Annotated in this window: 23 protein-coding genes; 14 read left to right on the forward strand and 9 right to left on the reverse strand. The window is 72.4% G+C overall.

All coding sequences use genetic code 11. The annotated features are described in order from the left end of the window. Window positions 1–65: 65 nt before the first annotated feature. Together proP and FDO69_RS35510 are read left to right on the forward strand one after the other, a co-directional pair. Window positions 66–1,451 (forward strand): glycine betaine/L-proline transporter ProP, encoded by a 1,386-nt coding sequence (proP, locus tag FDO69_RS35505; protein ID WP_104786788.1) that lies wholly within the window; start codon window positions 66–68, stop codon window positions 1,449–1,451. 89 nt (window positions 1,452–1,540) lie between these two features. Continuing rightward, the gene (locus tag FDO69_RS35510; RefSeq protein ID WP_104786790.1) at window positions 1,541–2,212 is read left to right on the forward strand and encodes an O-methyltransferase; all 672 of its coding nucleotides are present in this window, start codon (window positions 1,541–1,543) and stop codon (window positions 2,210–2,212) included. A gap of 10 nt (window positions 2,213–2,222) precedes the next feature. Here FDO69_RS35510 and FDO69_RS35515 read toward each other — a convergent pair whose 3' ends face one another. After that, the gene (locus tag FDO69_RS35515; RefSeq protein WP_167526745.1) at window positions 2,223–2,615 is read right to left on the reverse strand and encodes a hypothetical protein; all 393 of its coding nucleotides are present in this window, start codon (window positions 2,613–2,615) and stop codon (window positions 2,223–2,225) included. A gap of 96 nt (window positions 2,616–2,711) precedes the next feature. On the opposite strand from FDO69_RS35515, the gene FDO69_RS35520 reads away from it, so the two are divergent. Then, on the forward strand, window positions 2,712–3,119 hold the full coding sequence (locus FDO69_RS35520; protein ID WP_104786793.1) for a DnaJ family domain-containing protein: 408 nt from the start codon (window positions 2,712–2,714) through the stop codon (window positions 3,117–3,119). Between the two features lie 19 nt (window positions 3,120–3,138). Here the strand turns inward: FDO69_RS35520 and FDO69_RS35525 are convergent, their stop codons facing one another. Together FDO69_RS35525 and FDO69_RS35530 are read right to left on the reverse strand one after the other, a co-directional pair. Next, a complete protein-coding gene (locus tag FDO69_RS35525; protein WP_170320987.1) occupies window positions 3,139–3,861 on the reverse strand; it encodes a hypothetical protein in 723 nt (240 codons plus the stop codon). 4 nt (window positions 3,862–3,865) lie between these two features. Beyond that, window positions 3,866–4,561 (reverse strand): hypothetical protein, encoded by a 696-nt coding sequence (locus FDO69_RS35530; protein ID WP_104786796.1) that lies wholly within the window; start codon window positions 4,559–4,561, stop codon window positions 3,866–3,868. Between the two features lie 170 nt (window positions 4,562–4,731). Between FDO69_RS35530 and FDO69_RS35535 the strand changes: the two genes are divergently transcribed. Further along, window positions 4,732–5,259: a GNAT family N-acetyltransferase gene (locus FDO69_RS35535; RefSeq protein WP_104786850.1), complete on the forward strand. Its 528-nt coding sequence runs from the start codon at window positions 4,732–4,734 to the stop codon at window positions 5,257–5,259. Here FDO69_RS35535 and FDO69_RS35540 read toward each other — a convergent pair. After that, complete coding sequence (locus tag FDO69_RS35540; protein ID WP_104786798.1) at window positions 5,226–7,277, reverse strand: MDR family MFS transporter; 2,052 nt, start codon at window positions 7,275–7,277, stop codon at window positions 5,226–5,228. The genes FDO69_RS35535 and FDO69_RS35540 overlap by 34 nt on opposite strands. 159 nt (window positions 7,278–7,436) lie before the next feature. On the opposite strand from FDO69_RS35540, the gene FDO69_RS35545 reads away from it, so the two are divergent. Beyond that, complete coding sequence (locus FDO69_RS35545) at window positions 7,437–8,561, forward strand: peptidoglycan-binding domain-containing protein (protein ID WP_234388237.1); 1,125 nt, start codon at window positions 7,437–7,439, stop codon at window positions 8,559–8,561. A 46-nt stretch (window positions 8,562–8,607) separates the two neighbouring features. On the opposite strand, the gene FDO69_RS35550 is transcribed toward FDO69_RS35545, so the two are convergent. Together FDO69_RS35550 and FDO69_RS35555 are read right to left on the reverse strand one after the other, a co-directional pair. Then, window positions 8,608–9,267, reverse strand: coding sequence for an HAD-IA family hydrolase (locus FDO69_RS35550; protein WP_104786852.1), 660 nt, complete (start codon window positions 9,265–9,267; stop codon window positions 8,608–8,610). 208 nt (window positions 9,268–9,475) lie between these two features. Continuing rightward, entirely contained in the window at window positions 9,476–10,063 is a 588-nt protein-coding gene (locus tag FDO69_RS35555) for a TMEM165/GDT1 family protein (RefSeq protein WP_104786804.1), read from the reverse strand. 389 nt (window positions 10,064–10,452) lie between these two features. On the opposite strand from FDO69_RS35555, the gene FDO69_RS35560 reads away from it, so the two are divergent. The 6 genes from FDO69_RS35560 (at window position 10,453) to FDO69_RS35585 (ending at window position 17,891) form a co-directional block, all read left to right on the forward strand. Next, entirely contained in the window at window positions 10,453–11,097 is a 645-nt protein-coding gene (locus tag FDO69_RS35560; protein ID WP_104786806.1) for an HNH endonuclease family protein, read from the forward strand. Between the two features lie 78 nt (window positions 11,098–11,175). Continuing rightward, a complete protein-coding gene (locus FDO69_RS35565) occupies window positions 11,176–12,813 on the forward strand; it encodes an alkaline phosphatase D family protein (protein ID WP_104786809.1) in 1,638 nt (545 codons plus the stop codon). Between the two features lie 371 nt (window positions 12,814–13,184). Beyond that, window positions 13,185–15,056, forward strand: a complete 1,872-nt coding sequence (locus tag FDO69_RS35570) for an FAD/NAD(P)-binding protein (protein WP_104786855.1) — start codon at window positions 13,185–13,187, stop codon at window positions 15,054–15,056. A gap of 82 nt (window positions 15,057–15,138) precedes the next feature. Next, window positions 15,139–15,591 (forward strand): DoxX family protein, encoded by a 453-nt coding sequence (locus FDO69_RS35575; RefSeq protein ID WP_104786812.1) that lies wholly within the window; start codon window positions 15,139–15,141, stop codon window positions 15,589–15,591. Between the two features lie 285 nt (window positions 15,592–15,876). Then, on the forward strand, window positions 15,877–16,473 hold the full coding sequence (locus FDO69_RS35580; RefSeq protein ID WP_104786815.1) for a DedA family protein: 597 nt from the start codon (window positions 15,877–15,879) through the stop codon (window positions 16,471–16,473). Window positions 16,474–16,604: 131 nt separating this feature from the next. Then, window positions 16,605–17,891 carry a phosphatase PAP2 family protein gene (locus FDO69_RS35585; RefSeq protein ID WP_104786818.1) on the forward strand — a complete coding sequence of 429 codons (1,287 nt, stop codon included), beginning with the start codon at window positions 16,605–16,607 and terminating at the stop codon, window positions 17,889–17,891. 42 nt (window positions 17,892–17,933) lie between these two features. Here FDO69_RS35585 and FDO69_RS35590 read toward each other — a convergent pair whose 3' ends face one another. Then, entirely contained in the window at window positions 17,934–18,164 is a 231-nt protein-coding gene (locus FDO69_RS35590; RefSeq protein ID WP_030836998.1) for a DUF2277 domain-containing protein, read from the reverse strand. Window positions 18,165–18,266: 102 nt separating this feature from the next. Here FDO69_RS35590 and FDO69_RS35595 point away from each other — a divergent pair, with 102 nt between their 5' ends. Further along, the gene (locus tag FDO69_RS35595) at window positions 18,267–19,163 is read left to right on the forward strand and encodes a ketopantoate reductase family protein (protein WP_104786820.1); all 897 of its coding nucleotides are present in this window, start codon (window positions 18,267–18,269) and stop codon (window positions 19,161–19,163) included. A gap of 51 nt (window positions 19,164–19,214) precedes the next feature. After that, the gene (locus FDO69_RS35600; protein WP_104786823.1) at window positions 19,215–19,568 is read left to right on the forward strand and encodes a hypothetical protein; all 354 of its coding nucleotides are present in this window, start codon (window positions 19,215–19,217) and stop codon (window positions 19,566–19,568) included. Between the two features lie 98 nt (window positions 19,569–19,666). Here the strand turns inward: FDO69_RS35600 and FDO69_RS35605 are convergent, their stop codons facing one another. Further along, complete coding sequence (locus FDO69_RS35605) at window positions 19,667–20,314, reverse strand: DUF305 domain-containing protein (RefSeq protein ID WP_104786826.1); 648 nt, start codon at window positions 20,312–20,314, stop codon at window positions 19,667–19,669. 97 nt (window positions 20,315–20,411) lie between these two features. Next, window positions 20,412–20,840, reverse strand: coding sequence for a DUF6153 family protein (locus tag FDO69_RS35610; protein ID WP_234388238.1), 429 nt, complete (start codon window positions 20,838–20,840; stop codon window positions 20,412–20,414). Window positions 20,841–21,018: 178 nt separating this feature from the next. On the opposite strand from FDO69_RS35610, the gene FDO69_RS35615 reads away from it, so the two are divergent. Then, the gene (locus tag FDO69_RS35615; RefSeq protein ID WP_104786831.1) at window positions 21,019–21,570 is read left to right on the forward strand and encodes a hypothetical protein; all 552 of its coding nucleotides are present in this window, start codon (window positions 21,019–21,021) and stop codon (window positions 21,568–21,570) included. Window positions 21,571–21,671: the final 101 nt, after the last annotated feature.

Consider the following 21,671-nt stretch of genomic DNA (forward strand, 5'->3'; position numbering starts at 1 on the left):
CCGTACGACAGCGCCGCCGCGCGGGACCGCACCCCTGTCCCCGTCGAAAGGTAGGCGAGCGAGCCTTGTCGACTGCCTCAGTCGTCACCCCCGCTTCTCTCGTGAAGACCCGCAAAGCGAAAACCCCCGACCCCACCGTCACCGACCCCGCGCTCGTCAAGCGCGCCGTGAAGGCGGCCGCGCTCGGCAACGCGATGGAATGGTTCGACTTCGGTGTCTACAGCTACATCGCCGTCACGCTGGGCAAGGTCTTCTTCCCGTCGGGCAACCCCACCGCCCAGCTGCTGTCCACGTTCGGCGCCTTCGCCGCGGCCTTCCTGGTCCGCCCCCTCGGCGGCATGATCTTCGGCCCGCTCGGCGACCGCGTGGGCCGCCAGAAGGTCCTCGCCGTCACCATGATCATGATGGCGGCGGGCACCTTCGCGATCGGTCTGATCCCGTCGTACGCGACGATCGGTGTCGGCGCGCCGATCCTGCTCCTGGTCGCCCGCCTCGTGCAGGGCTTCTCCACCGGCGGCGAGTACGCCGGCGCCTCCACGTTCATCGCCGAGTACGCCCCCGACAAGCGGCGCGGCTTCCTCGGCAGCTGGCTGGAGTTCGGCACGCTCGCCGGCTACATCGGCGGCGCCGGCCTGGTCACGATCATGACCGCCCTGCTCTCCGCCGACGACCTGACCTCCTGGGGCTGGCGCATCCCGTTCCTGGTAGCGGGCCCCATGGGCATCATCGGCCTCTACCTCCGGCTGCGCCTGGAGGAGACCCCGGCGTTCGCGGCCGAGGCGGAGAAGGCCGAGAACAACCGCCCGAAGACCCCCCTGCGCGAGATGGTCACCGGCCAGTGGCGCGCACTGCTGCTCTGCGTCGGCCTGGTGCTGGTCTTCAACGTCACCGACTACATGCTGCTGTCGTACATGCCGAGCTACCTGACCGGTCAGCTCCACTACGACGAGACGCACGGCCTGCTGGTCGTGCTCGCCGTGATGGCCGTGATGATGATCGCCCAGCCGTTCGTCGGCGCGCTGACCGACCGGGTCGGCCGCCGCCCGGTGATCGCCACCGGCTGTGCGGGCTTCCTGCTGCTGTCCGTCCCGGCCCTGCTGCTGATCCGCCAGGGCAGCCTGCTGGCCGTCGCGCTCGGCATGGGCGCCCTCGGCATGCTGCTGGTCTGCTTCACGGCGTCGATGCCCTCGGCCCTGCCCGCGCTGTTCCCGACGAAGGTCCGCTACGGCTCGCTGTCCATCGGCTTCAACGTCTCGGTGTCCCTGTTCGGCGGCACGACCCCGCTGGTGGTCACGGCCCTGATCGGCGCGACCGGGAACATGATGATGCCCGCGTACTACATGATGGCCGCAGCCGTGATCGGCGGTTTCGCGGTGTGGCGCATGGCGGAGTCGGCGGGGCGTCCGCTGCCCGGTTCGGCGCCCTCGGTGGCGGGTCGACACGCCGAGTGAAATCCCGCTGACAGCGCCGCGCGCACCAACTATCTTCGTCAGCGCCAGTAGTTAGGGATGCTAACAATGCCGACGAAAGGTAGAGGTGCATGAGCGAGTCGCACGTCTGGGACGAGGTCGACGCCTACTTCACCGCCCACCTCGCCCCGGACGACGATGCCCTGGCGGCCGCCCTGCGGGACAGCGACGCCGCCGGGCTTCCGCACATCAACGTCGCCGGGAACCAGGGCAAGCTCCTCCAGCTCCTCGCCCAGATCCAGGGCGCCCGGCACATCCTGGAGATCGGCACGCTCGGCGGCTACAGCACCATCTGGCTGGGCCGCGCCCTGCCCGCCGACGGCCGGCTGGTCTCCCTGGAGTACGACCCCCGGCACGCCGAGGTCGCCGTCCGCAACATCGCCCGCGCGGGCCTGGAGAATCTGGTCGAGGTGCGGGTGGGCCCGGCACTGGAGTCGCTGCCCAAGCTGGCCGACGAGAACCCGCCCCCGTTCGACCTGGTCTTCATCGACGCCGACAAGGCCAACAACCCGCACTACGTGGAGTGGGCGATCAGGCTCACCAGCACGGGCAGCCTGATCGTCCTCGACAACGTCGTACGGGGCGGCCGGGTCGTCGACGCGGACAGCACCGCCCCGGACGTGACGGGCACCCGCACGGCGATCGAGCTGATCGCCGGCCATCCGAGGCTGAGCGGCACGGCGATCCAGACGGTGGGGATGAAGGGCTACGACGGGTTCGCGCTGGCACGCGTGCTGGCGTGAGGCCGGGCCGTCACACCTCGTGGTAGAAGCCCACGTTGACGCTGCGCGGGGCGGTGCGGTCCTGGATGATGATCTCGCCGCTGCCGCCCCGGGGCAGCGGGACGGTGCCGCCGTAGGTCAGGGGCCGGGCGTGCTCCCCCATCATCAGCCGTACCTCGGAGGACGGGTCGGGCTGGGAGCCGCGCAGCCAGGTGACCTGCCAGGTCCCCTCCGGCCCGCACAGGAACTCCAGGTGGACGCGGGAGACGAACAGCCAGTCGTCCGGCGTGCTCAGCCGGCACACGGACTTGTCGCGGCCCACCCGCAGCACCGCGCCCGGCTCGCTGGGCGCGTCGGCCATGAGCATGCCGGCCGTGGCGCCCGCCTCCGCCTCCGCGACGGTGGCCATGGTGAGTTCGAGCACGTGCGCTCCTCCTGAGACGTCCTGGTGGGTCAGCCAGGTTCTTGACCCGCCGCATGATAAAACGCCCGGCCACGCGGTGTCCGGCACAATGGCCTCATGACCGAGCGAAAGCCACCGGGCGTCGACTTCGAGTCCTGGGTCGACAAGCAGATCCGTGACGCGGAGGCACGCGGGGAGTTCGACCGGCTGCCGGGCGCGGGCGCACCGCTCCCCCCTGAGGTCGAGAGCACCTACGACGAACTGTGGTGGGTCAAGCGGAAGATGGCCCGCGAGGGCTTCTCCGTCCTCCCGCCGGCGCTGGCCCTGCGCAAGGAGGCGGAGGACGCGCTGGAGGCCGCGCTCGCGGCCCCCTCGGAGCGGATCGTCCGGAAGATCATCGACGAGGTCAACGTGAAGATCCGCGACATGATGTTCAAGCCGCCGCCCGGCCCCCCGCTGGGAAAGAAGCCGTACGACGTCGAGGACGTCGTACGGCTGTGGCGGGAGCGCCGGGCGGATCACTGACCGGGGCGATCACCCCGCGTCACACATGCAGCAGTTTCTCGGCCAGCTCGCGGTAGTCCTTCAGGGCCAGCCGGAGCTGCTCGGTGTCGGCCGACGACACGGACCTGCTCTCGCCGCCCTCGACGGACTGCCAGGAGTGGCGCAGGGTGCGACGGCGCTGCGTCACGGCCTCGGTGAAGCGGGCCGCGATCTCCTCCAGCACGTGGTCGGCCTCCTCGACGGCGGCCCGGGGCCCGTCGACGAACCCGGCGACGGCATGGTGCAGCTGCGAGCCGAGCTTGTCGCACTCCTCGTGGGCGAGGAGGTTGGCCCGGTTCTTGGCGGAGCCGACCTTGCCGGGGCCGGTGCCGTGCTCGCCGCGCAGGGCGTCGGTGCCGTGCCGGCCGGTGCCGTGCGGGTCGGTTCCCGTCCGGTCGAGGTCGTTCCTGTCGAGGTCGTTCCGGCCGAGGTCGTTCCGGCCGAGGTCGTTCCGGCCGAGGTCGTTCCGGCCGAGGTCGTTCCGGTCGGTGGCGGGCACGTCCGTGCCGTGCGCCGCGGCGCGGTCCGCGTCGGTGCCGTGCGTGGCGCCGCGGTCCGTTGCGAGGTCACGGTCCGCGCCGCGGTCCGGTTCCAGGTCCCGGGCCGTCTCGCGGCGGTCCGTGCCCGGTGCGGTCGGGCGGTGGCCGGTGCCCAGGGCGCTCTCGCCGCGGGCGTCCGGGGCGGCCGGCGTCTGGTCACCGGGCGGTCGGGTCATGTCGGTCATTGCCTCAACTCTCCTTCGCCTGACGTCGGTTCATCGCCCAGGGCAGGTGCCCGCCGCGGGCCGGGGCCTTGCGGCCGCCGTTCACAGCCGCGCGCTCGCGGCCGCTGTCGTGCCGTGCACCGGTGTGGCCACCGCCGTCGTGGCGGGCCGGCTTCACCAGTTCCTCGAACAGGGCGCGGGCCGCCACAAAGGCCTCACGCATGTCTTCCGTGCCCTGGCCGCCGTCACGGGCGTCCTCCGCGCGCAGGTGCGCCGCGCGGTGCACGCGCCGGTAGCCGTCCACGTGGTGGGCGTGGTGCACGGACAGCGCGGCCAGCTGTTCCTCGTACTGCCCGCCGTCCGGGAAACCCCGGGCACCGGCGAGCTCGGCGAGCAACCGGTCCGCTTCGGCGACGGCCTCGCGCGGCGAGTCGACGAACCGCTCCTGAGCGGCCGTCCAGCGCGCCTCGTACTGCTCGCGCTGCGCCGGCTCCAGCGACCGCTCGCGCAGATCGCCGTGGCGCTGCACGCGCTCGGTCAGTTCGCGCTCGGCCGCTTTGGCGTCACCGTCGTGCCGGGCGACGGCCCGGTCGTACTCGGGTCCGAAGCGCCGCTTCAGGCTCGGGCCCTGCCGAGGGCCGCGGGCGCGCAGGGTCATGACGGCCGCGATGATGACGACCGCCGCGATCACGATCAGAGCAATGATCAGGCCAGTGGACATGAATGCCTTCCGGGTTTCTCGGCCCAACCGGCTCTCCTCGCGAGCCGGTTCGCCCGTCGGGTAGCCCCAAAGCCCGTCTCCAAACGGCGCCCGGCCGCACGAGGGCGGGAACACGTAGCCGGAATTATTCGGTTGCGTGTCCGAGGGGGCGGCTGCGGAGAATGCGGTTCGTGATGTGGACCGTGACGCCGGAACCGTACGACTCACCCGTCGCCGCCGCCCTGTGGCGGGCGTACTACACCGAGGTCAGCGATCGCTGGTACCTGCTGCACGAGGGGCGCCGGACCGACCCGGCCGAGCTGGAGCGGGAGATCGCGGCCCAGTCGGGCGCCGATCTCGCCCCGCCGGGCGGCCGGTTGCTCGTCGCCCGGTACGGCGGTGAGCCGGCCGGCAGCGCGGGCGTACGGCTGCTGGACGGCGCGACCGCCGAGCTGAAGCGGGTGTTCCTGTACGAGGTGATGCGCGGTCGGGGCGGCGCGCCGCTCCTGGTCCGGGCCGCCGAGGACGCCGCACGCGCGCTCGGCGCCACCCGGATGATCCTCGACACCCGCGGCGATCTCGTCGAGGCCCGCGGTCTGTACGCCCGCCTCGGCTACACGGAGACCGAACCGCACAACGACGACCGGTACGCGGAGCACTGGTTCAGCAAGGAACTGACCCGGCCTCAGGCGGGCTCCTGCGAAGGGCGCACCCGGTAGGGCCGCTCGCGTCGCGAGCCGCACAGTTCGGCGTTCAGCTCCCGCACGAGCTGCTCCAGGTCGGCCGGCCGGTCCGGCCCCCACCAGTCGCCGAGGAGCTCGGCGAGGGACTCCTCGCGGGCCTGGGCCAGCCGGCCGGCGACCTCGCGTCCCTCGTCGGTCAGGGCCATGTCGACGCCCCGGCGCACGGCGAGGCGGCGTTCCTCGGCCTGCCGGGCGGCCTCCATGATCACGGTCAGCGGCAGGGGCATGGCGTCGGCGAGCACGCCCGGCTCCACGGAGCCGTAGCGCCGCATCCGCAGCAGCAGCCAGCTCGTCGCGGGCAGCAGGTCGTAGCCCGCACGGGCGGTGATCTTCCGGTAGATCTCGCGTCGTCCCGCGCGGGTGCCGAGCACCGACAGCGCCCGGCACACCTCGTCGTACGAGGACCGCTCGACGGGGTTGCTGGCGAGGGTCTCGCTGGCGTCGGGTGCGGTGACCGAGCCGCGCAGCCGGTCCTCCTTCAGGAACCAGGCCAGTACGAAGCCGAGGAGCGCGACGGGGGCTGCGTACAGGAAGACGTCCGTGATGGAGACGGCGTAGGCGTGCAGGGCCGGCGGGCGCAGGCCGGGCGGCAGGGCGGCGATGCCCCGCGGGTCGGCCTCCAGCGTGTCCACGGAGGTGCCGGGCGGCAGCCGGGCGCCCCGGAAGGCGTCGGTGAGCTGGTCGCCGAGCCGGCCCGCGAAGACCGTGCCGAAGACGGCCACGCCGAACGAGGCGCCGATGGAGCGGAAGAAGGTCGCGCCGGAGGTGGCCACGCCAAGATCCTCGTAGGGGACGGCGTTCTGCACGATGAGCACGAGGACCTGCATCACCAGCCCGAGCCCGAGCCCGAAGACGAAGAAGTAGCCGCTCAGCTGGGCGGTGGAGCTGTGCTCGTCGAGTCGGTGGAGCAGGAGCAGCCCGAGCGTGGTGATGCCGGTGCCGGCGATCGGGAACACCTTCCAGCGGCCGGTCCGGCTGACGATCTGCCCGGAGGCGGTCGAGGCCAGCAGCAGGCCCAGCACCATCGGCAGCATGTGGACCCCGGACATGGTCGGGCTGATGCCCTGCACGACCTGGAGGAAGGTCGGCAGGTACGTCATGGCGCCGAACATGGCGAACCCGACGACGAAGCTGATCACGGCGGCGAGCGTGAAGGTGCGTACCCGGAACAGTTTGAGCGGCAGGACGGGTTCGGCGGCCCGCTGCTCGACGGCCACGAAGGCGACGGCGAGGACGACGCCCAGGACCGCGAGGCCGACGATCTGCCAGGACCCCCATGCCCAGGTCGTCCCGCCGAGCGATGCGACCAGGACCAGGCAGGTGGCGACCGAGGCGATGAGGAAGGTGCCGAGGTAGTCGATGACGTGTCGTCGCGCCCGGCGCGGGATGTGCAGGACGGCTGCGATCACGGCGAGCGCCACGACGCCGACGGGCAGGTTGACGTAGAACACCCAGCGCCAGCTCAGATGCTGGGTGAACAGGCCGCCCAGCAGCGGTCCGAGCACGCTGGTCGCGCCGAAGACGGCCCCGAACAGCCCCTGGTAGCGGCCGCGTTCGCGAGGGGGCACCAGGTCGCCGACGATCGCCATCGACAGCACGATCAGTCCGCCGCCGCCGAGCCCCTGCAGGGCCCGGAACGCGATCAGCTGGCCCATGTCCTGTGCGGCGCCGCACAGCGCGGACCCGATCAGGAAGATCACGATCGCGGTCTGGAACAGCCTCTTGCGTCCGTACTGGTCGCCGAGCTTGCCCCACAGGGGGGTGGCGGCGGTCGCGGCCAGCAGATACGCGGTGACCACCCAGGACAGGTGGTCCAGCCCGCCGAGATCGCTGACGATCGTGGGCAGCGCTGTCGCCACGATGGTCTGGTCGAGGGCGGCCAGCAGCATGCCGAGGAGCAGGGCGCCGATGGAGACCAGGACGTTGCCGGGCACCTGCTCCCGAGGGGCCGTGCCCGGGGGCGTCAGCGTGGTGGCGTACCCGTCCTCGGCCATCCGACCTCCCGCGTCTCCTGTGACTTTTTCCATCGTGACCGCTGTGACCCGTTATGGCCTGCCGGGCCCTTTTGGAAGCCGCGCTTCCGGGGGCTCCCCGACCACACTGTGGAGAAGATCTGGATAATCTCTGGAGTTCGCGAGGGGAGGGAGGAACGCGTGGAACCGCCGAACGGCCACCCGTGCCCGGAGTGCGGCGCGCCCAGACAGCGGGACAACACCCCCGCCTGCGCCTGCACGCACCGGGCCGCCGAGGCCCTGCACGACGCCCGCACGGCCCAGGCGGCGGCAGCGGAGGACTTCGACCCGCTGCGGATCCGCCCGTACGTGGAGATCGACCCCACCACGAAGGCTCCTCCCGCTCCGCTCCCGGGCGACGCGACCGGCCCTGCCGGGAGTGCCGCCCGGCCGGCCGGCCCCGCCGACGTCACCCTGCCGATGCGGCCCGTCGAGACGGACGCCACCGCCGACGTCACCCTGCCGATGCGGCCCGTCGAGACGGACGCCACCGCCGTGCTCCCGGCCGCGCCGCCCACTTCCGTGGCCCCGACTCCCCCGGCGCCCGCCGCGACCGAGCCGAGCGTCACCGACCTACGGCTGTTCGACGGAACGGCGCGGGCGCGCCGCGGCGCGCCGGACGGGAGCGGGCCCGGCGCGCCGAGGTCCGGGCGACGGCGGCGCACCCTGCTGCTCGCCACCGCCGGTGCGTGTGTCGCCGTCGTCGCGGCGGCCGGGTACGCGAGCGGGCTGTTCTCCTACGAGAGCCCCTCCCGCGACACCGCCCTGCCGGACGACATCCGCGCGAGTGTGCCGGACGCCCCATCGAGCAGCGCGGCCTCCACACCCCCGCCGGGCAGCGCCTCGGCGGCTCCCCCGGCCCCGGCGGCACCACGGCCGTCGCCGTCCCGTACCGGGAGCCCGTCCGTCTCGCCGTCGCCGTCCGCGCCGAGCGCCTCGGCGAGCCCGTCGCGGTCGCCCTCCCCGTCGGCATCACAGCCGTCCGCCACGGCGACCGGCGCCGAGCAGGCATCCCCGGACAACTCCCGCCAGAAGGGCGGCCCCACCGTCCTGCGCCTCGGCGACCGCGGCCCGGAGGTCACCGAACTCCAGCTCCGGCTGCGCCAGTTGTACATGTACGACGACGACACCGACGGCACCTTCGACGACCGCCTCCAGGAAGCGGTGCGTACCTACCAGTGGTCACGCGGCATCCAGAGCGACGACCTCGGCGTCTACGACCGGGAGACCCGGGCCGAGCTGGAGTCGGAAACCCGGGAGCCGTGACGCCCGGGGCCGTCGTGCGGTGATGCCGCGTCGCACGGCCGCGGGCTCAGCCGATGTGCAGGTGGATCGTCCCGTCGCCCGCGTGCGACACGCGCACCTTCGTGAGGTCCTCGACCACCACGTCCGGCTCGTGGACCGCGGCCCGGGGACCGATGCCGACCACCGTCATCCCGGCGGCGCGGCCGGCCGCTATGCCGGCTCCGGAGTCCTCGAACACCACACAGTCGGCGGGAGCGATCCCCAGCTCGGCGGCACCCTTCAGGAAACCCTCGGGGTCGGGCTTGCTCGCCCCGACGGACTCCGCCGTCACCCGCACCGCGGGCGGTTCGAGACCGGCCGCGGCCATCCGCGCCGTCGAGAGCGGCACGTCGGCCGAGGTCACCAGCGCGTGCGGCAGCCCCCGCAGCGAGGCCAGGAACTCCAGCGCCCCGGGGATCGCGACGACACCCTCCGTGTCGGCCGTCTCCTCGGCGAGCATCCGGGCGTTGTCCGCGTGGTTGTGCTCCATGGGCCGCTCGGGCAGCAGCAGCGCCATGGAGGCGTAGCCCTGCCGGCCGTGCACGACCTTCATGACCTCGTCCCCGTCCAGCCCGTGGCGCTCGGCCCAGCGCCGCCAGACGCGCTCGACCGAGGCGTCGGAGTTGACGAGGGTGCCGTCCATGTCCAGCAGGAGGGCGCGGGCGGTGAGCACGGCGGTGGCCGTCATCGGCAGCTCCAAGGCTCGGGGCGCGTTCCAGCGCGGGAGAGGGGCTGACGACGGATCGCGACCGGCACGCCCCGGGGAGACAAGGCGGCCCCGCCCGCCGGTCAGGGAAAACGGGCGGAGGCCACTTTGTTCCCCCACGGTACAAAACAAGGCCGCCTTCGCGCCAGGGGCCCCTGCCGGCGTTCACCCACTGTTCAGCCCGCCCGGCTCAGCCGGTCACGGCCTCCCACAGGCTCCACAGCCCGAGCGCCAGCATGACCAGCGCCGCGATCTGCGTGATCAGCCGCAGCGGCACCTTCTTCATCAGGGCCTTTCCGCCGACGATGCCGATCCCGGCCACCGCCCACAGCGCGAGCACCGCGCCCAGGCCGACGGAGAGCGGGTCGTCGTAGCGGGCGGCCAGGTTGGCCGTCATGATCTGGGTCAGATCGCCGAACTCGGCGACCAGGATGAGCATGAATCCGGCACCGGAGACCTTCCAGAAGGACTGGTTCTCCGGCTTGCGGACCTCCGCGTCACCATCGGCCCCACCCTTCGTCAGCAGCAGCACCGCGGCCCCGCCCAGGAAGAGCACGCCCGTGAGGGCCTGCACGATCTGCTGCGGCAGCAGGGTCAGCACACTGCCCGCCGCGACGGCGAGCACGACGTGCAGCGCGAAGGCGGCGGCGACACCGGCGAAGACGTAGGAGGCGCGGTAGCGGGTGCCGAGGACGAGGCCGGCGAGGGCGGTCTTGTCCGGCAGTTCTGCGAGGAAGACGACGCCGAAGACGACGGCCGTCACGGTCAGGCTGATCAAGGGTTCCTCAATCGGTCGGGGCTGCCCCACCGAGAGTGCTGAACCTTCGTACGCGACACCTCGGCACGGCAGCACATCGGGACCCGTGCCGGGGGCACGGGCGTGCACTGCTCTGCCGAAGGTCTCGCTGGCAGGTCCGGGAAAGGACCGGCCTCCGGGCGCCGGCTCAGGCGGGCTGAGCAGTATGTCGACGGTCCGGCGAAGAGCTACTCCCCTTCTGCGCCGTCCATGGTACGGGACGCGCCCGGAGTGAAAAGTTCCGCCTTGAATCTTGTCATGTCATGGCCGCGTCACTAACTTCTCACCGGGCGCACATCTGTGCGTCACACGGCAGCGCGAGCATTCCCTCGCTCGCAAAGCCAACACCCCCCTCTCCCCAGGGAGTTCGCATGCCCAGGTTCTACGCGCGTCGACGGCTGAGTGTCGCCGCCGCGGCCGCCGCGCTCATATCCTCCGTGGGCCTCTTCAACGCCCCCACGGCCTCCGCCGCCCTCCCCACCCCCGTGAGCGCCGCCACCGCCCGCACCTACCTCGCCTCGCTCACCGTGGCGGCCGAGGACCGCACCGGCTACGACCGCGACCTCTTCCCGCACTGGATCACCCAGTCCGGCGCCTGCAACACCCGCGAGGTCGTCCTCAAGCGCGACGGCACCAACGTCCAGCAGGACTCCTCCTGCGCCGCCACCAGCGGCAGCTGGTACTCCGTCTACGACGGCGCCACCTGGACCGCCGCCGCCGACCTGGACATCGACCACCTGGTCCCGCTGGCCGAGGCCTGGGACTCCGGCGCCGACTCCTGGACGACGTCCCGCCGCCAGTCGTTCGCCAACGACCTCACCCGCCCGCAGCTCATCGCGGTCACCGACAACGTCAACCAGGCCAAGGGCGACCAGGACCCGGCCACCTGGATGCCCTCCCGGACGGCGTACCGCTGCACCTACGTCCGCGCCTGGGTGCAGGTGAAGTACTACTACGGCCTCTCGGTCGACTCGGCCGAGAAGTCCGCGCTGCAGAACTACCTCGCGAGCTGCTGACACGCTGAAGTCGTGCCGGGACCTCCCCGTCGGCCTCCGTCGCTGCGTACCGTACGGGGCGACGGAGAGGGGAACGACATGAGCGCACTGCGCCTCGGACCGCTGCTGAGGTACACCGACGGCTCGTCCGCGACCGTGTGGGTCGAGACGAGCCGTCCGTGCACCGCCGAGGTGCACTGCGCCGACGGCGCCGGCGGCACGGCCCGCAGCTTCCAGATCGCGGGTCACCACTACGCGCTGATCCCGGTGAGGGGCCTGACGGCAGGGACGACCACGACGTACGAGGTGCACCTCGACGGCACCCGGGTGTGGCCGCTGCCCGGCTCTCCCTTCCCGCCCTCGGCGATCCACGCGCCGGGCCCGGACGGCGACTTCGAGGTCGCCTTCGGCTCCTGCCGCTGGGCCTCCCCGCCGGCGGGCGGCGACGACCCCGTCGGCCCGGACGCCCTGGACGCCCTCGCCACCCGCCTAGCCGCCGACCCCGAGGGCGAGCGGCCGCACGTGCTGCTGCTGCTCGGCGACCAGGTGTACGCCGACGAGACCTCCGACTCCACCCAACGCTGGCTGGCGGGCCGCCGCGACCTGAAGGAGGGACCGGGCAGCGGGGTCGCGGACTACGAGGAGTACACCCACCTCTACTACGAGTCCTGGCTCGACCCGCGCATCCGCTGGCTGCTGTCCACCGTGCCCAGTTTCATGATCTTCGACGACCACGACGTGATCGACGACTGGAACACCTCCGCCGCCTGGCTCGCCGACATGCGCTCCACCGGCTGGTGGCAGGAGCGGCTGCTGAGCGGCCTGATGTCGTACTGGGTCCACCAGCACCTGGGCAACCTCTCCCTGGAGGAGCTGGCGGCCGACCCGGTGTACGAGGCGGTGTGCACGGTCCCCGACGGCACCGACGTGCTGCGCACCTTCGCCGCCCGGGCCGACGCCGACGCGGCCACGGCCCGCTGGAGCTACCGGCGTGACTTCGGGCGCGTACGTCTGGTGATGGTGGACAGCCGGGCCGCCCGGGTCCTCGCCGAGGACGAGCGCGCGATGCTCGATCCGGGCGAGGAGGCCTGGCTGCGCGAGCAGGTGCGGGACAGGTCCGAGGCCTACGACCACCTGCTGATCGGCACCTCGCTGCCCTGGCTGCTGCCGCACCTGGTGCACGACGCCGAGGGATGGAACGCGGCACTGTGCGGTGGTGAACGGGGCGAGCGCTGGGCGCGGTTCGGGGAGAAGGTGCGGCGCGCCGCGGACCTGGAGCACTGGTCGGCGTTCCCCGAGTCCTTCGCGGGGCTGGCGGAGCTGATCGCCGAGGCGGGCTCGGGTCGGGACGCGCCGGCGACGGTGTGCGTGCTGTCCGGGGACGTGCACCACGCCTACATCGCCGAGCCCTCGTGGCCCGACGGGGGCCCGGACGCCCGGGTCGTGCAGCTCGTCTGCTCCCCCGTCCACAACTCGGTGCCGCTGTCGATGCGGCTGGCCTTCCGCATCGGGTGGAGCGCGCTGGCGCGGGGTCTCGGCCGCGGCCTGGCCCGGCACGGCCGCCTCCCGAGCTCGCCGGTCGGCTGGCGAAAGACGGGCGGCCCCTGGTTCGGCAACCAGCTCATGACCCTCACCATGCGCGGCCGCTCCGCCCGGCTGCGGCTGGAGCAGGCCAAGGCCCGCGAGGGGGCGGGCCCCCGCCTGATGACGCTGCTGGACTCCGAGCTCGCCCCGTAATCCGGCTGTTCCACCCGTTTGCCGTGCTGTGCTCGGGGATGTCCCGTGATGCTCGTGAGGCATCCCACAGCGACCGTCAATCCTTCCCCACGAACCCCGGTACCCCTCTCCGGCGACGGCATGATGAGGCGGACCGTCCGCTTCCTGCCCGGCGGACCGCCGAACGCGCCCCCCCACGCCCGGGAGTCCCACCCTTGTCTGCGTCGCACGAGGAAACCCAGGAAACCGAGGAAAGCCAGGAGGCCGAGGGAACCCAGGAGACGGAGGAGGCCGAGGGTCCCGGACCGGCCGAGGGTCCCGGACCGGCCGAGGGTCCCGGACCGGCCGAGGGTCCCGGACCTGCCACGAGACCCGAGGGTGTCTCCGTCGCCCTGGTCGGCGCCGGGCCACGCGGCACCAGCGTCCTGGAACGCCTGTGCGCCTCCGCCCCGGAACTCCTGCCACCCGGCGCCCGGCTGACGGTCCACGTGATCGACCCGGACCCGCCCGGCCCCGGCCGCGTCTGGCGCACCGCCCAGTCGCCCGAGCTGCTGATGAACACCGTGGCCTGCCAGGTGACCCTGTTCACCGACGACAGCGTGGACTGCTCGGGCCCGATCCGCCCGGGTCCGAGCCTGCACGAGTGGGCGGGCGGCAGGCTGGGCCCGGACGAGTACCCGACCCGGGCCGACTACGGCCGCTACCTGGAGTGGGTGTTCGCCGAGGTGGTACGGCACGCGCCGCCGTCCGTACGGGTCGAGACGCACCGGGCCCGCGCGGTGCGGCTCGACGACTCCCCCGGCGACCGCCAGGCCCTCACCCTCGACGACGGCCCCACCCTGACCGGCCTGTCCGCGGTGGTGCTGGCCCAGGGGCATCTGCCGAGGACCGCCGGCCCGGATCTGCTGCGGCACGCGGCCCACGCCGCGCGGCACGGCCTGCGTCACGTCCCGCCCGCGAACCCGGCCGACGTCGACCTGTCCTCCGTGCCCCCGGGCGAGCCCGTGCTGCTGCGCGGTCTCGGCCTCAACTTCTTCGACCACACGGCCCTGCTGACGACCGGCCGGGGCGGCCGTTTCGTACGGGACGCCGAGGGGCTGCGGTACCTGCCCTCGGGCCGTGAGCCGCGGCTCTTCGCCGGTTCCAGGCGCGGAGTTCCGTACCAGGCGCGCGGAGACAACGCGAAGGGGCCGTACGGCCGGCACGTCCCGCTCGTCCTCACCCCGGAGGTGATCGCCGGGTTCCGCAAGCGCGCGGACTCCGGGGAGGCGCCCGATTTCCTGACGGAGATATGGCCGTTGGTGGCGAAGGAGGTGGAGACGGTCTACTACGGCGCGCTGATCCGGCGGGCCGCGGGGCATGCGGGGCGCGAGCGGGAGTTCACCGACCGCTTCCTCGCCGTCCCGCACGGCGATCCCCTTCAGGCCCTGCTGCCGGCGGAGTTCGGGGTGCCGGACGCCGACCGCTGGTGCTGGGAGCGGGTGTCCCGCCCGTACGCCGGGCGGGTCTTCGGGCATCCCGGCGCGTGGGACGACTGGCTGCTGTCGTATCTGCGCGAGGACGCCGCGCAGGCCGCCCTGGGCAATGTGCACGGCCCGTCGAAGGCGGCGCTGGACGTGCTGCGCGACCTGCGCAACGAACTGCGGCTGATCGTCGACCACGGGGGCCTGGCCGGTGCCTCCCGCCGGGATCACCTGGACCGCTGGTACACCCCGCTCAACGCGTTCCTGTCCATCGGCCCGCCGCGTCGCCGCGTCGAGGAACTCGCGGCGCTGGTGCAGGCGGGGGTGGTGCGGGTGCTCGGGCCGCGGTTGCGGGTGACACACGAGGACGGGGGCTGGGTGGCGCACTCCCCCGACGTTCCGGGGTCGGCCGTGCGTGTGAGCACGCTCATAGAGGCCCGCCTGCCGGAACCGGACCTGCGGCACACCGCCGACGCCCTTCTGGCCGGCCTGCTGCGCGGCGGGCGGTGCCGCCCGCACACCGTCGATGGTTATGAGACAGGCGGGTTGGACGTCACTGCGCGCCCCTATCGCCTGGTGGATCGTCAAGGAGTTGCACACACACGGCGGTTCGCGATCGGTGTGCCGACAGAAGGCGTGCACTGGGTGACCGCCGCGGGCGCCCGGCCAGGGGTGGATTCGGTCACACTTTCGGACGCGGATGCGGTGGCGAGAGCCGTTCTACGTGCGGCTGGGCCTGAAATTCAGCCTCAACGGGAGGCAAAGCAGTGGCCAAATGTTGAACTTGCAAGCATCAATTAGGCGCACCTAACGTGGGTTACTCCGCGGTATCCGTCCCCGACCGGCCTCCCCAGGCCGGCCAACCGAAGGAGAGACCCCCCACATGACCGCTCGCCTCAACGGCGCCCAGCCGTACGCGCTCGGACTGTTCCGGATCGTCATCGGCCTGCTCTTCGCCTGCCACGGCGCCGTCGCACTCTTCGGCGTCCTCGGCGGTGCGGACGGCAAGGGCGGCACCGCCGCGACCGGCGCCTGGCCCAACTGGTACGCGGCCGTGATCGAACTCGTCGGCGGCATACTGGTGCTGCTGGGCCTCGGCACCCGCATCGCGGCGTTCATCTCGTCCGGCGCGATGGCGTACGCGTACTTCAAGGTCCACCAGCCCCAGGGCCTGTGGCCGATCGAGAACAGCGGCGAGGGCGCGGCCATGTACTGCTGGGCCATGTTCCTGCTGATCTTCACGGGCTCCGGCGCGTTCGGCCTGGACCGGCTGCTGGCCAAGCGCACCTCCACGCAGGAGCAGCGCTCCGCCGACCAGACCCCGGTGGCCGCCTGAGCCGCCCGGCCCCTCGGACACGACAGCGGCGCCTTCCTCTCGGGGAAGGCGCCGTTTCCGTCTGCGGCAACCCACTGCCGGGGCAAGGCGGACATCATGTGTGGATAAGCGACAACCCGGGACAAGCCGAGGCGAGGTGAACAGTCCGCACCGAACGTATGAGCCCCCCGTGAACCGACCGTCACACCCCAGGCGTACGCTCTATGGCTGTCATGGCCACTCCTGCCGTTCCCCCCGCGCCATCGCGGCACGGTCTGGCCCACGGGGGAGCCACGGGGAGTCGCGGTGCTGGAGCAAGTGGGGTTGCCGATCGGCAGCCCGTGGATCTACGCGGTGGTGGCCTTGTCCGTCCTGCTCGACGTGTTCCTGCCGGTGCTGCCCAGCGGTGTCCTGGTGATCACGGCGGCCACGGCGACGGCAGCGGGCACCGCGACCGACGTGCCCGACATCCTCGCCCTGACCCTCTGCGCGGCCACCGCCTCCGTCCTGGGTGACCTGGCCGCCTACCGCCTCGCCTGGCGCGGCGGCGCCCGCCTCGACCGGGCGATCTCCCGCTCCCGGCGGCTGACCACCGCCCAGGAACGTCTCGGCGCGGCGCTCGCCCGGGGCGGCGGCGCGCTCGTCGTCGTCGCCCGCTTCGCTCCCGCCGGCCGCTCGGTGGTCTCCCTCGGCGCGGGAGCCGCCCACCGCCGCGCCCGTGACTTCCTGCCCTGGTCGGCCCTCGCCGGCTTCACCTGGGCCGTGTACAGCGTCGCCCTCGGCTACTTTGGCGCCCACTGGCTGGGTGCGACCTGGCTGGCTACGGCGGTGTCGGTGGGAGCGCTGTTCGGCGCCGGGGCAGGAGCGGCGTACCTGATGCGGCGAGAGCCGCGGACGTCGTAGTCCGGCCTCCGGCTCACCCCACCCCCGACCACCACGACCTGGAAGCGGCTGAGACATTGACGACGACGGCGTCGCGGGAAGCCTCCCGAGCAGAACGGATCACCTCCGCCGCGCGGCGGCACCCGCGGGCGATGCTGTGGGCCGCCGCAGGCGTGATCACTCTCGGATTCCTCGTCGCCCTCCAGATCACCGCGTACCACCTCGGCATACCGGGGCCGATCACCACGCAGGCACGTGAGGTGATCTACGCCCCCAAGTCAGGGTTCCTGCTGTACGCCAGCCTCGCCCTGACGATGGTGGTGCTCACCTGGCGGCAACGGCTCGTCGCCCTCGGCGCCGCGATCGGCATCGACCTCGTGTTCCTGCTGGTCCGCTGGGCGACCGGCACCTATCCCGACGAAGGCCACCCGTTCGGCAACGGCGCGCTGTGGGTGATCCTGGGCGTCGGGGTCGTCGCCCTCACCCGCCGCACCGGCCCGGAACGCGTCCTGATGCTGAAGGGCGTGGGGCTCGGCCTGCTGCTGGTGACCGGCCGCAAGACCGGGGACACCTGGCTGCTGATCACGTCGAAGACCCGACCGCTGGTACTCGACCCGTACATCGCCATGGCCGATCACGCGCTGGGCAACCCGTCGTGGCTGGCGGGCCGGCTCCTCAGGGCGAGCGGCCCGGTCGGCGAGCACGCCCTGGACTACGTCTACGCCCAGCTCGCGGTGGCCGCGGTGTGTGTGGCGCTGTACCAGCTGCGCAACGTGGCCGCCGAGCAGCGCTTCCCGCGCCACCACCTGGTGCGCACGTTCCTGCTGATCGGCGTGCTCGGGCCGGCCGTCTACATGATCTACCCCGTGGTCGGGCCGATGTTCGCCTACGGCCCCGAGGGCGGGCACTGGGCGGTGGCCGACCTGTGGCCGGACACGCTGCCGCCGGTCGCCACCCCGTACGCGGTGCCGTTCGACGGGATCACCCCGCGCAACTGCATGCCCAGCCTGCACACGGCGTGGGCCACCACGATCTTCATCCACTCGCGCAGGGGCCCGCGCGCTCTGCGTCTCGCCGGCACGTTCTGGCTGATCGCCACCCTCGCCGCGACGCTCGGGTTCGGCTGGCACTACGGCGTGGACCTCATCGCCGGCGTGGTCTTCGCATACACGGTCGAGACGGCGCTGCGCACGTACGACCGCGGCTGGGACCGGGCGGGTCTGCGGCTGGTCGGATACGGGACGGTCGTCTTCGCGGTGCTGCTCGTGTCCTACCGCTTCCTGCCGCTGGAGATGGCCGCGTACCCGTGGCTCTTCGCGCCTCTGCTCCTGCTGGCGATGGCCTCGGTGGTCCACGGCTACCTGCGGACCATCAGGCTGTGGGAGGAGAAGCCCGTCCCCGCACCGCGCTCCGAACCACAGCCGGAACCGGCGGTCTGAAGCGCCGGGCCGACTGGCTCGCTGTCTGCGCCTGGGGCCCGGCTAGCTCGCCTTCCGGGCCCCGGCTCCGCGGACCTCGAGGCCGTCCAGCAGCTCGGCCGTGGCCTGCGCGACGGCCTCCACGGCGCGGTCGAACACCTCCTGGTTGTGAGCGGCGGGGGCGCGGAATCCCGAAACCTTCCGCACGTACTGCAGGGCGGCAGCGCGCACATCCGCCTCGGTGGCCTCTTCGGGCATCGCGGGCGGGCGCAGCGTCTTGATACTCCGGCACATGCCCCCAGTCTCACCCTTTCGGCCCCCGTACGACAGCGACGCCTGCCATGATCGCTGCGAGGCGGCCACCGTCCCGGGGCCGACCGACGAGAGGAACTCCTCATGGCGAACGCACTCACCGTGGCCGTTCTCGGCCCCGGCGGCGTGGGCGGTCTGCTCGCCGCCCTGCTCTCCCGCACCGGCCACCGAGTGACCTGCCTGTCCGGCGAGAAGACCGCCGAGACCCTGCGCACCGAGGGCATCCGGGTGCGCAGCGCCCGCTTCGGCGACTTCACGGCCCGCGTCGAGGCGGACACCGAGCTGCGGGAGCCGGTCGACGCGTGCCTGGTCACCGTCAAACACACGGCACTCGACGCCGCCCTGGGCCGGGTCCCCGCTCCGGTGCTGTCCGACGGCCTCCTCGTGCCGTTCCTGAACGGCGTCGAACACCCGGCGGCCCTGCGCGCCCGCTACCGGCCCGACCGGGTGGCCCCCGCAGTGATCCGCGTCGAGTCGACCCGTGTCGCTCCGGGCGACGTCGAACACGGCAGCCCGTTCGCGGAGATCGACCTGGCCGGCACGGGCGTGCCCCGGGCCCGCCTCGACGCCCTGGCCGAGGCCTTCGCCGCGGCCGGTCCGGACACCCGCGTCCTGGAGGACGAGACGGCGGCCCTGTGGGCGAAGATGTCGTTCCTGGCGCCGTTCGCCCTGCTCACCACGCGCTACGGCCTCCCCATGGGCGAGGTCCGCACCCGCCACCGCGACGAGCTGACCGCGTTGGTCGAGGAGACGGCCGCGGTCAGCCGCGCGTGCGGCGGCCCGGCGGACCCGGCCCAGGCGCTCGCCCGGTACGACGCCTTCCCGCCGGCCATGAAGTCCTCGATGCAACGCGACGCCGAGGCCGGTCGGCCCCTGGAACTGGACGCCATCGGCGGCGCGTTGCTGCGCGCGGCCGAGCGGCACGGGATCCCGGCTCCGGTGGCGGCTCAGGTGGTGGGTGAGCTGCACCCGTTCGCATGAACCCCAGGAAGGAACTCGCCTGCTAAATTCGAACAGGCGTATCATTGGGTCGTGGCTGCGACCTATGACTTTCCGAGTGACCTCCTGGCCGGCCAGGAGGAACTCCATCAGGTCCGGGCCGAGCTGTCGGCCCTGCTGAAGCGGCTCCCGTGGTCGGTGGTGCCACTGGACGGCTTCAGCGACGACAACGGCTGGCGCAAGGTGGAACGGCCCGCCTCCCCCGGCTGGAGCGCGGACGAACAGGCCGAGGTGGAGAAGCTCCGGCAGCGGGAGCACGAACTCGCGGTGTTCGTCAGCACCCACCGCTACTGGTCCGAACTCGCGGGTTCCGAGCGGGTGGCGGCCCGCTCGGAACTGAAGCACGCGCATGAGGCTCCACCGGAGGAGACCGGCGGAGCCTCATGACGGGGCCGGGCTGGCGGCTCAGCCCCTGCACCCGCTGCAGCACGTACTCCAGCCGGCTCTCACGTCCGCTCCAGCGCCAGCTCTAGCCAGCTCGGGCTCTAGCTCTTGCCGAGGAGCTTGTTCATCTCGCCGATCTCGGCTTTCTGAGCAGTGACGATGTCGTCGGCCATGCTCTTGGCGTGGCCGTAGCGGCCCTTGCCCTGCTCGGTCCGGGCCATGTCCACGGCCCCTTCGTGGTGCTCGACCATCAGGGTCAGGAACTGCACGTCGAAGGCCTTGCCCGTCAGCCTCTCCAGCGCGGCCATGTCCTCGGCGCCCATCATGCCGGGCATACCGGAGTGGCCCGACGCGGAGTGGTCCATGCCGCCGCCGGAGGCCGCGGGGACGTCCTCGCCCCAGGTCTTCAGCCAGCCGGTCATGGTCCGGATCTCCGGATCCTGCGCCTTCTCGATCCGCCCCGCGAGGTCCTTGACCCTGTCCGAGGAGGCCCGGTCACCGGCCAGCCGCGCCATCTCCAGCGCCTGCCGGTGGTGCGGGATCATGCCCTGCGCGAAGGCGACGTCCTGGGCGTTGTGGGCGCCGGCGGGCGACGGGGCCCCCGTGGGGCTGTGGCTTGCGGCGTCGCCGTGACCGGCGGCGGCCCGGTCGGCACCGTCACCGCCGCAGGCGGCGAGAACGACGGCCGCGGCACTCGTCGCCACCACCAGGGCGGCACGGCGCGCGAGGGTACGAATGCTGTTGCTCATGTGTGAACTCCTGCTTCTGCACGGAACTGAGGATCGCGGACACGACTCAGGCGTCACGCCGCCACCGGTCGGTACCGGCCGGCGTGACACGTGGTGTCTAGATCCGCAGAAGCTGAAGCTCGGAGAGGGAAGGCGGGGCCCGGGCCCCCTCCGAATCCACGACGGCATACGCCCGAACGGCGCTCTCCCCCTCACCCACGGGGACCGGGTCGGGAACGAGCGGCGGCACCACCGGCCCACCTCCCACGGCACCCGACGCACAGGTCGCGTCGGCGTGCTGGACGTGCCCGTCACCGCAGTGCCCGTAGGGCATGAGCTGCGTCGGGGGTTCGTGGGTCTCGAACCCATGGCTCCGGGGCACGGCCGCCTGCGAGGCGTGCGCCTGCTCCCCATGGCCCTGCCCGGGCAGACCACCCCCGGGCGCCAGCCCGTGCATCCCCAGCAACCCCACCAACAGCCCCAGCACGCCCAGCACATGCCACGGCCCCAGGACGAGTCGCGGTGCGCGTCGGCGGGGGCTGTTCACCCGCCCATCGTAGAGAAGGGCCCGGAGCAACCACCGACCCGGGGCGGACGCGCGTACGGGTCCACTGCGGCTGTGCGACCGCCCGTACCCCCATCAGGTGAATTCGTTCAGCCTTCTACAACCACGCGGCTCCTCCGGCATGTCGTACGCACGACACGAATGATCCCGAGGGGGACCCATGAGCCAGCAGTACCCGCAGCCGCCCACCGAGCCCCACCCGCAGCGGCCCTTCTACGGCGCCCCGGCGCCCCAGCCGCCGAAGAAGCGCGGCGTGGGCAAGATCGCGGGCCTCGGCTGCGCGGGCATCCTCGCCCTCTTCGTCGTCGCCGCCGTCGCCACGAGCGGCGGGGGTGACGACAGCGGGGACACCTCGAACAAGGACAAGGCCGTCGTCGCCGACGGCAGGCCGGGCGACGACAAGCCGAAGAAGGCCGGGGCGACCGAGGAGAAGCCCCAGGCCGAGCAGTTCAGGGACTGCGTCGCCGAGAACGGCACGGACACGGAGAAGGCCGCGGTCGCACACGTCACGAAGGTGACCGGCGCGGACAAGCGCAACGACATCCTCGACGCCGCGGAGGTCTTCACGGACTTCAGCGGCGGCCTGATGGGCCCCCACCAGGGCGAGGGCAAACTCATCGCCTCCGCGTTCACCTCCTGCTACGAGTCGAAGAACGGCCTCGTCACGGTCTACGACAAGGACGGGGAGCTGCTCGCCAACGCGAACTACTGATCCCGCCGCCGGGGCGTGGCAACGTGAAAGGCCCCCCGGGGAAATCTTGAGTTCTAGCGATCGTCGCAACACCCCAGCTCAAGGGGTGCGATGTTCGAGAT

This window comes from Streptomyces tibetensis, from assembly GCF_007655005.1.
GTDB classification, from domain to species: domain Bacteria; phylum Actinomycetota; class Actinomycetes; order Streptomycetales; family Streptomycetaceae; genus Streptomyces; species Streptomyces tibetensis.

Bases quoted from the DNA above. Each gene is read 5' to 3' on its own strand.
- FDO69_RS35560 (WP_104786806.1), top strand. From the start codon at position 10,453: ATGCCCAGGTTCTACGCGCGTCGACGGCTGAGTGTCGCCGCCGCGGCC.
- FDO69_RS35520 (WP_104786793.1), top strand. From the start codon at position 2,712: ATGACCGAGCGAAAGCCACCGGGCGTCGACTTCGAGTCCTGGGTCGAC.
- FDO69_RS35615 (WP_104786831.1), top strand. From the start codon at position 21,019: ATGAGCCAGCAGTACCCGCAGCCGCCCACCGAGCCCCACCCGCAGCGG.
- FDO69_RS35605 (WP_104786826.1), bottom strand. From the start codon at position 20,314: ATGAGCAACAGCATTCGTACCCTCGCGCGCCGTGCCGCCCTGGTGGTG.
- FDO69_RS35565 (WP_104786809.1), top strand. From the start codon at position 11,176: ATGAGCGCACTGCGCCTCGGACCGCTGCTGAGGTACACCGACGGCTCG.
- FDO69_RS35590 (WP_030836998.1), bottom strand. From the start codon at position 18,164: ATGTGCCGGAGTATCAAGACGCTGCGCCCGCCCGCGATGCCCGAAGAG.
- FDO69_RS35525 (WP_170320987.1), bottom strand. From the start codon at position 3,861: ATGACCGACATGACCCGACCGCCCGGTGACCAGACGCCGGCCGCCCCG.
- FDO69_RS35575 (WP_104786812.1), top strand. From the start codon at position 15,139: ATGACCGCTCGCCTCAACGGCGCCCAGCCGTACGCGCTCGGACTGTTC.
- FDO69_RS35595 (WP_104786820.1), top strand. From the start codon at position 18,267: ATGGCGAACGCACTCACCGTGGCCGTTCTCGGCCCCGGCGGCGTGGGC.
- FDO69_RS35510 (WP_104786790.1), top strand. From the start codon at position 1,541: ATGAGCGAGTCGCACGTCTGGGACGAGGTCGACGCCTACTTCACCGCC.
- FDO69_RS35540 (WP_104786798.1), bottom strand. From the start codon at position 7,277: ATGGCCGAGGACGGGTACGCCACCACGCTGACGCCCCCGGGCACGGCC.
- FDO69_RS35530 (WP_104786796.1), bottom strand. From the start codon at position 4,561: ATGTCCACTGGCCTGATCATTGCTCTGATCGTGATCGCGGCGGTCGTC.
- FDO69_RS35585 (WP_104786818.1), top strand. From the start codon at position 16,605: ATGCTGTGGGCCGCCGCAGGCGTGATCACTCTCGGATTCCTCGTCGCC.
- FDO69_RS35550 (WP_104786852.1), bottom strand. From the start codon at position 9,267: ATGACGGCCACCGCCGTGCTCACCGCCCGCGCCCTCCTGCTGGACATG.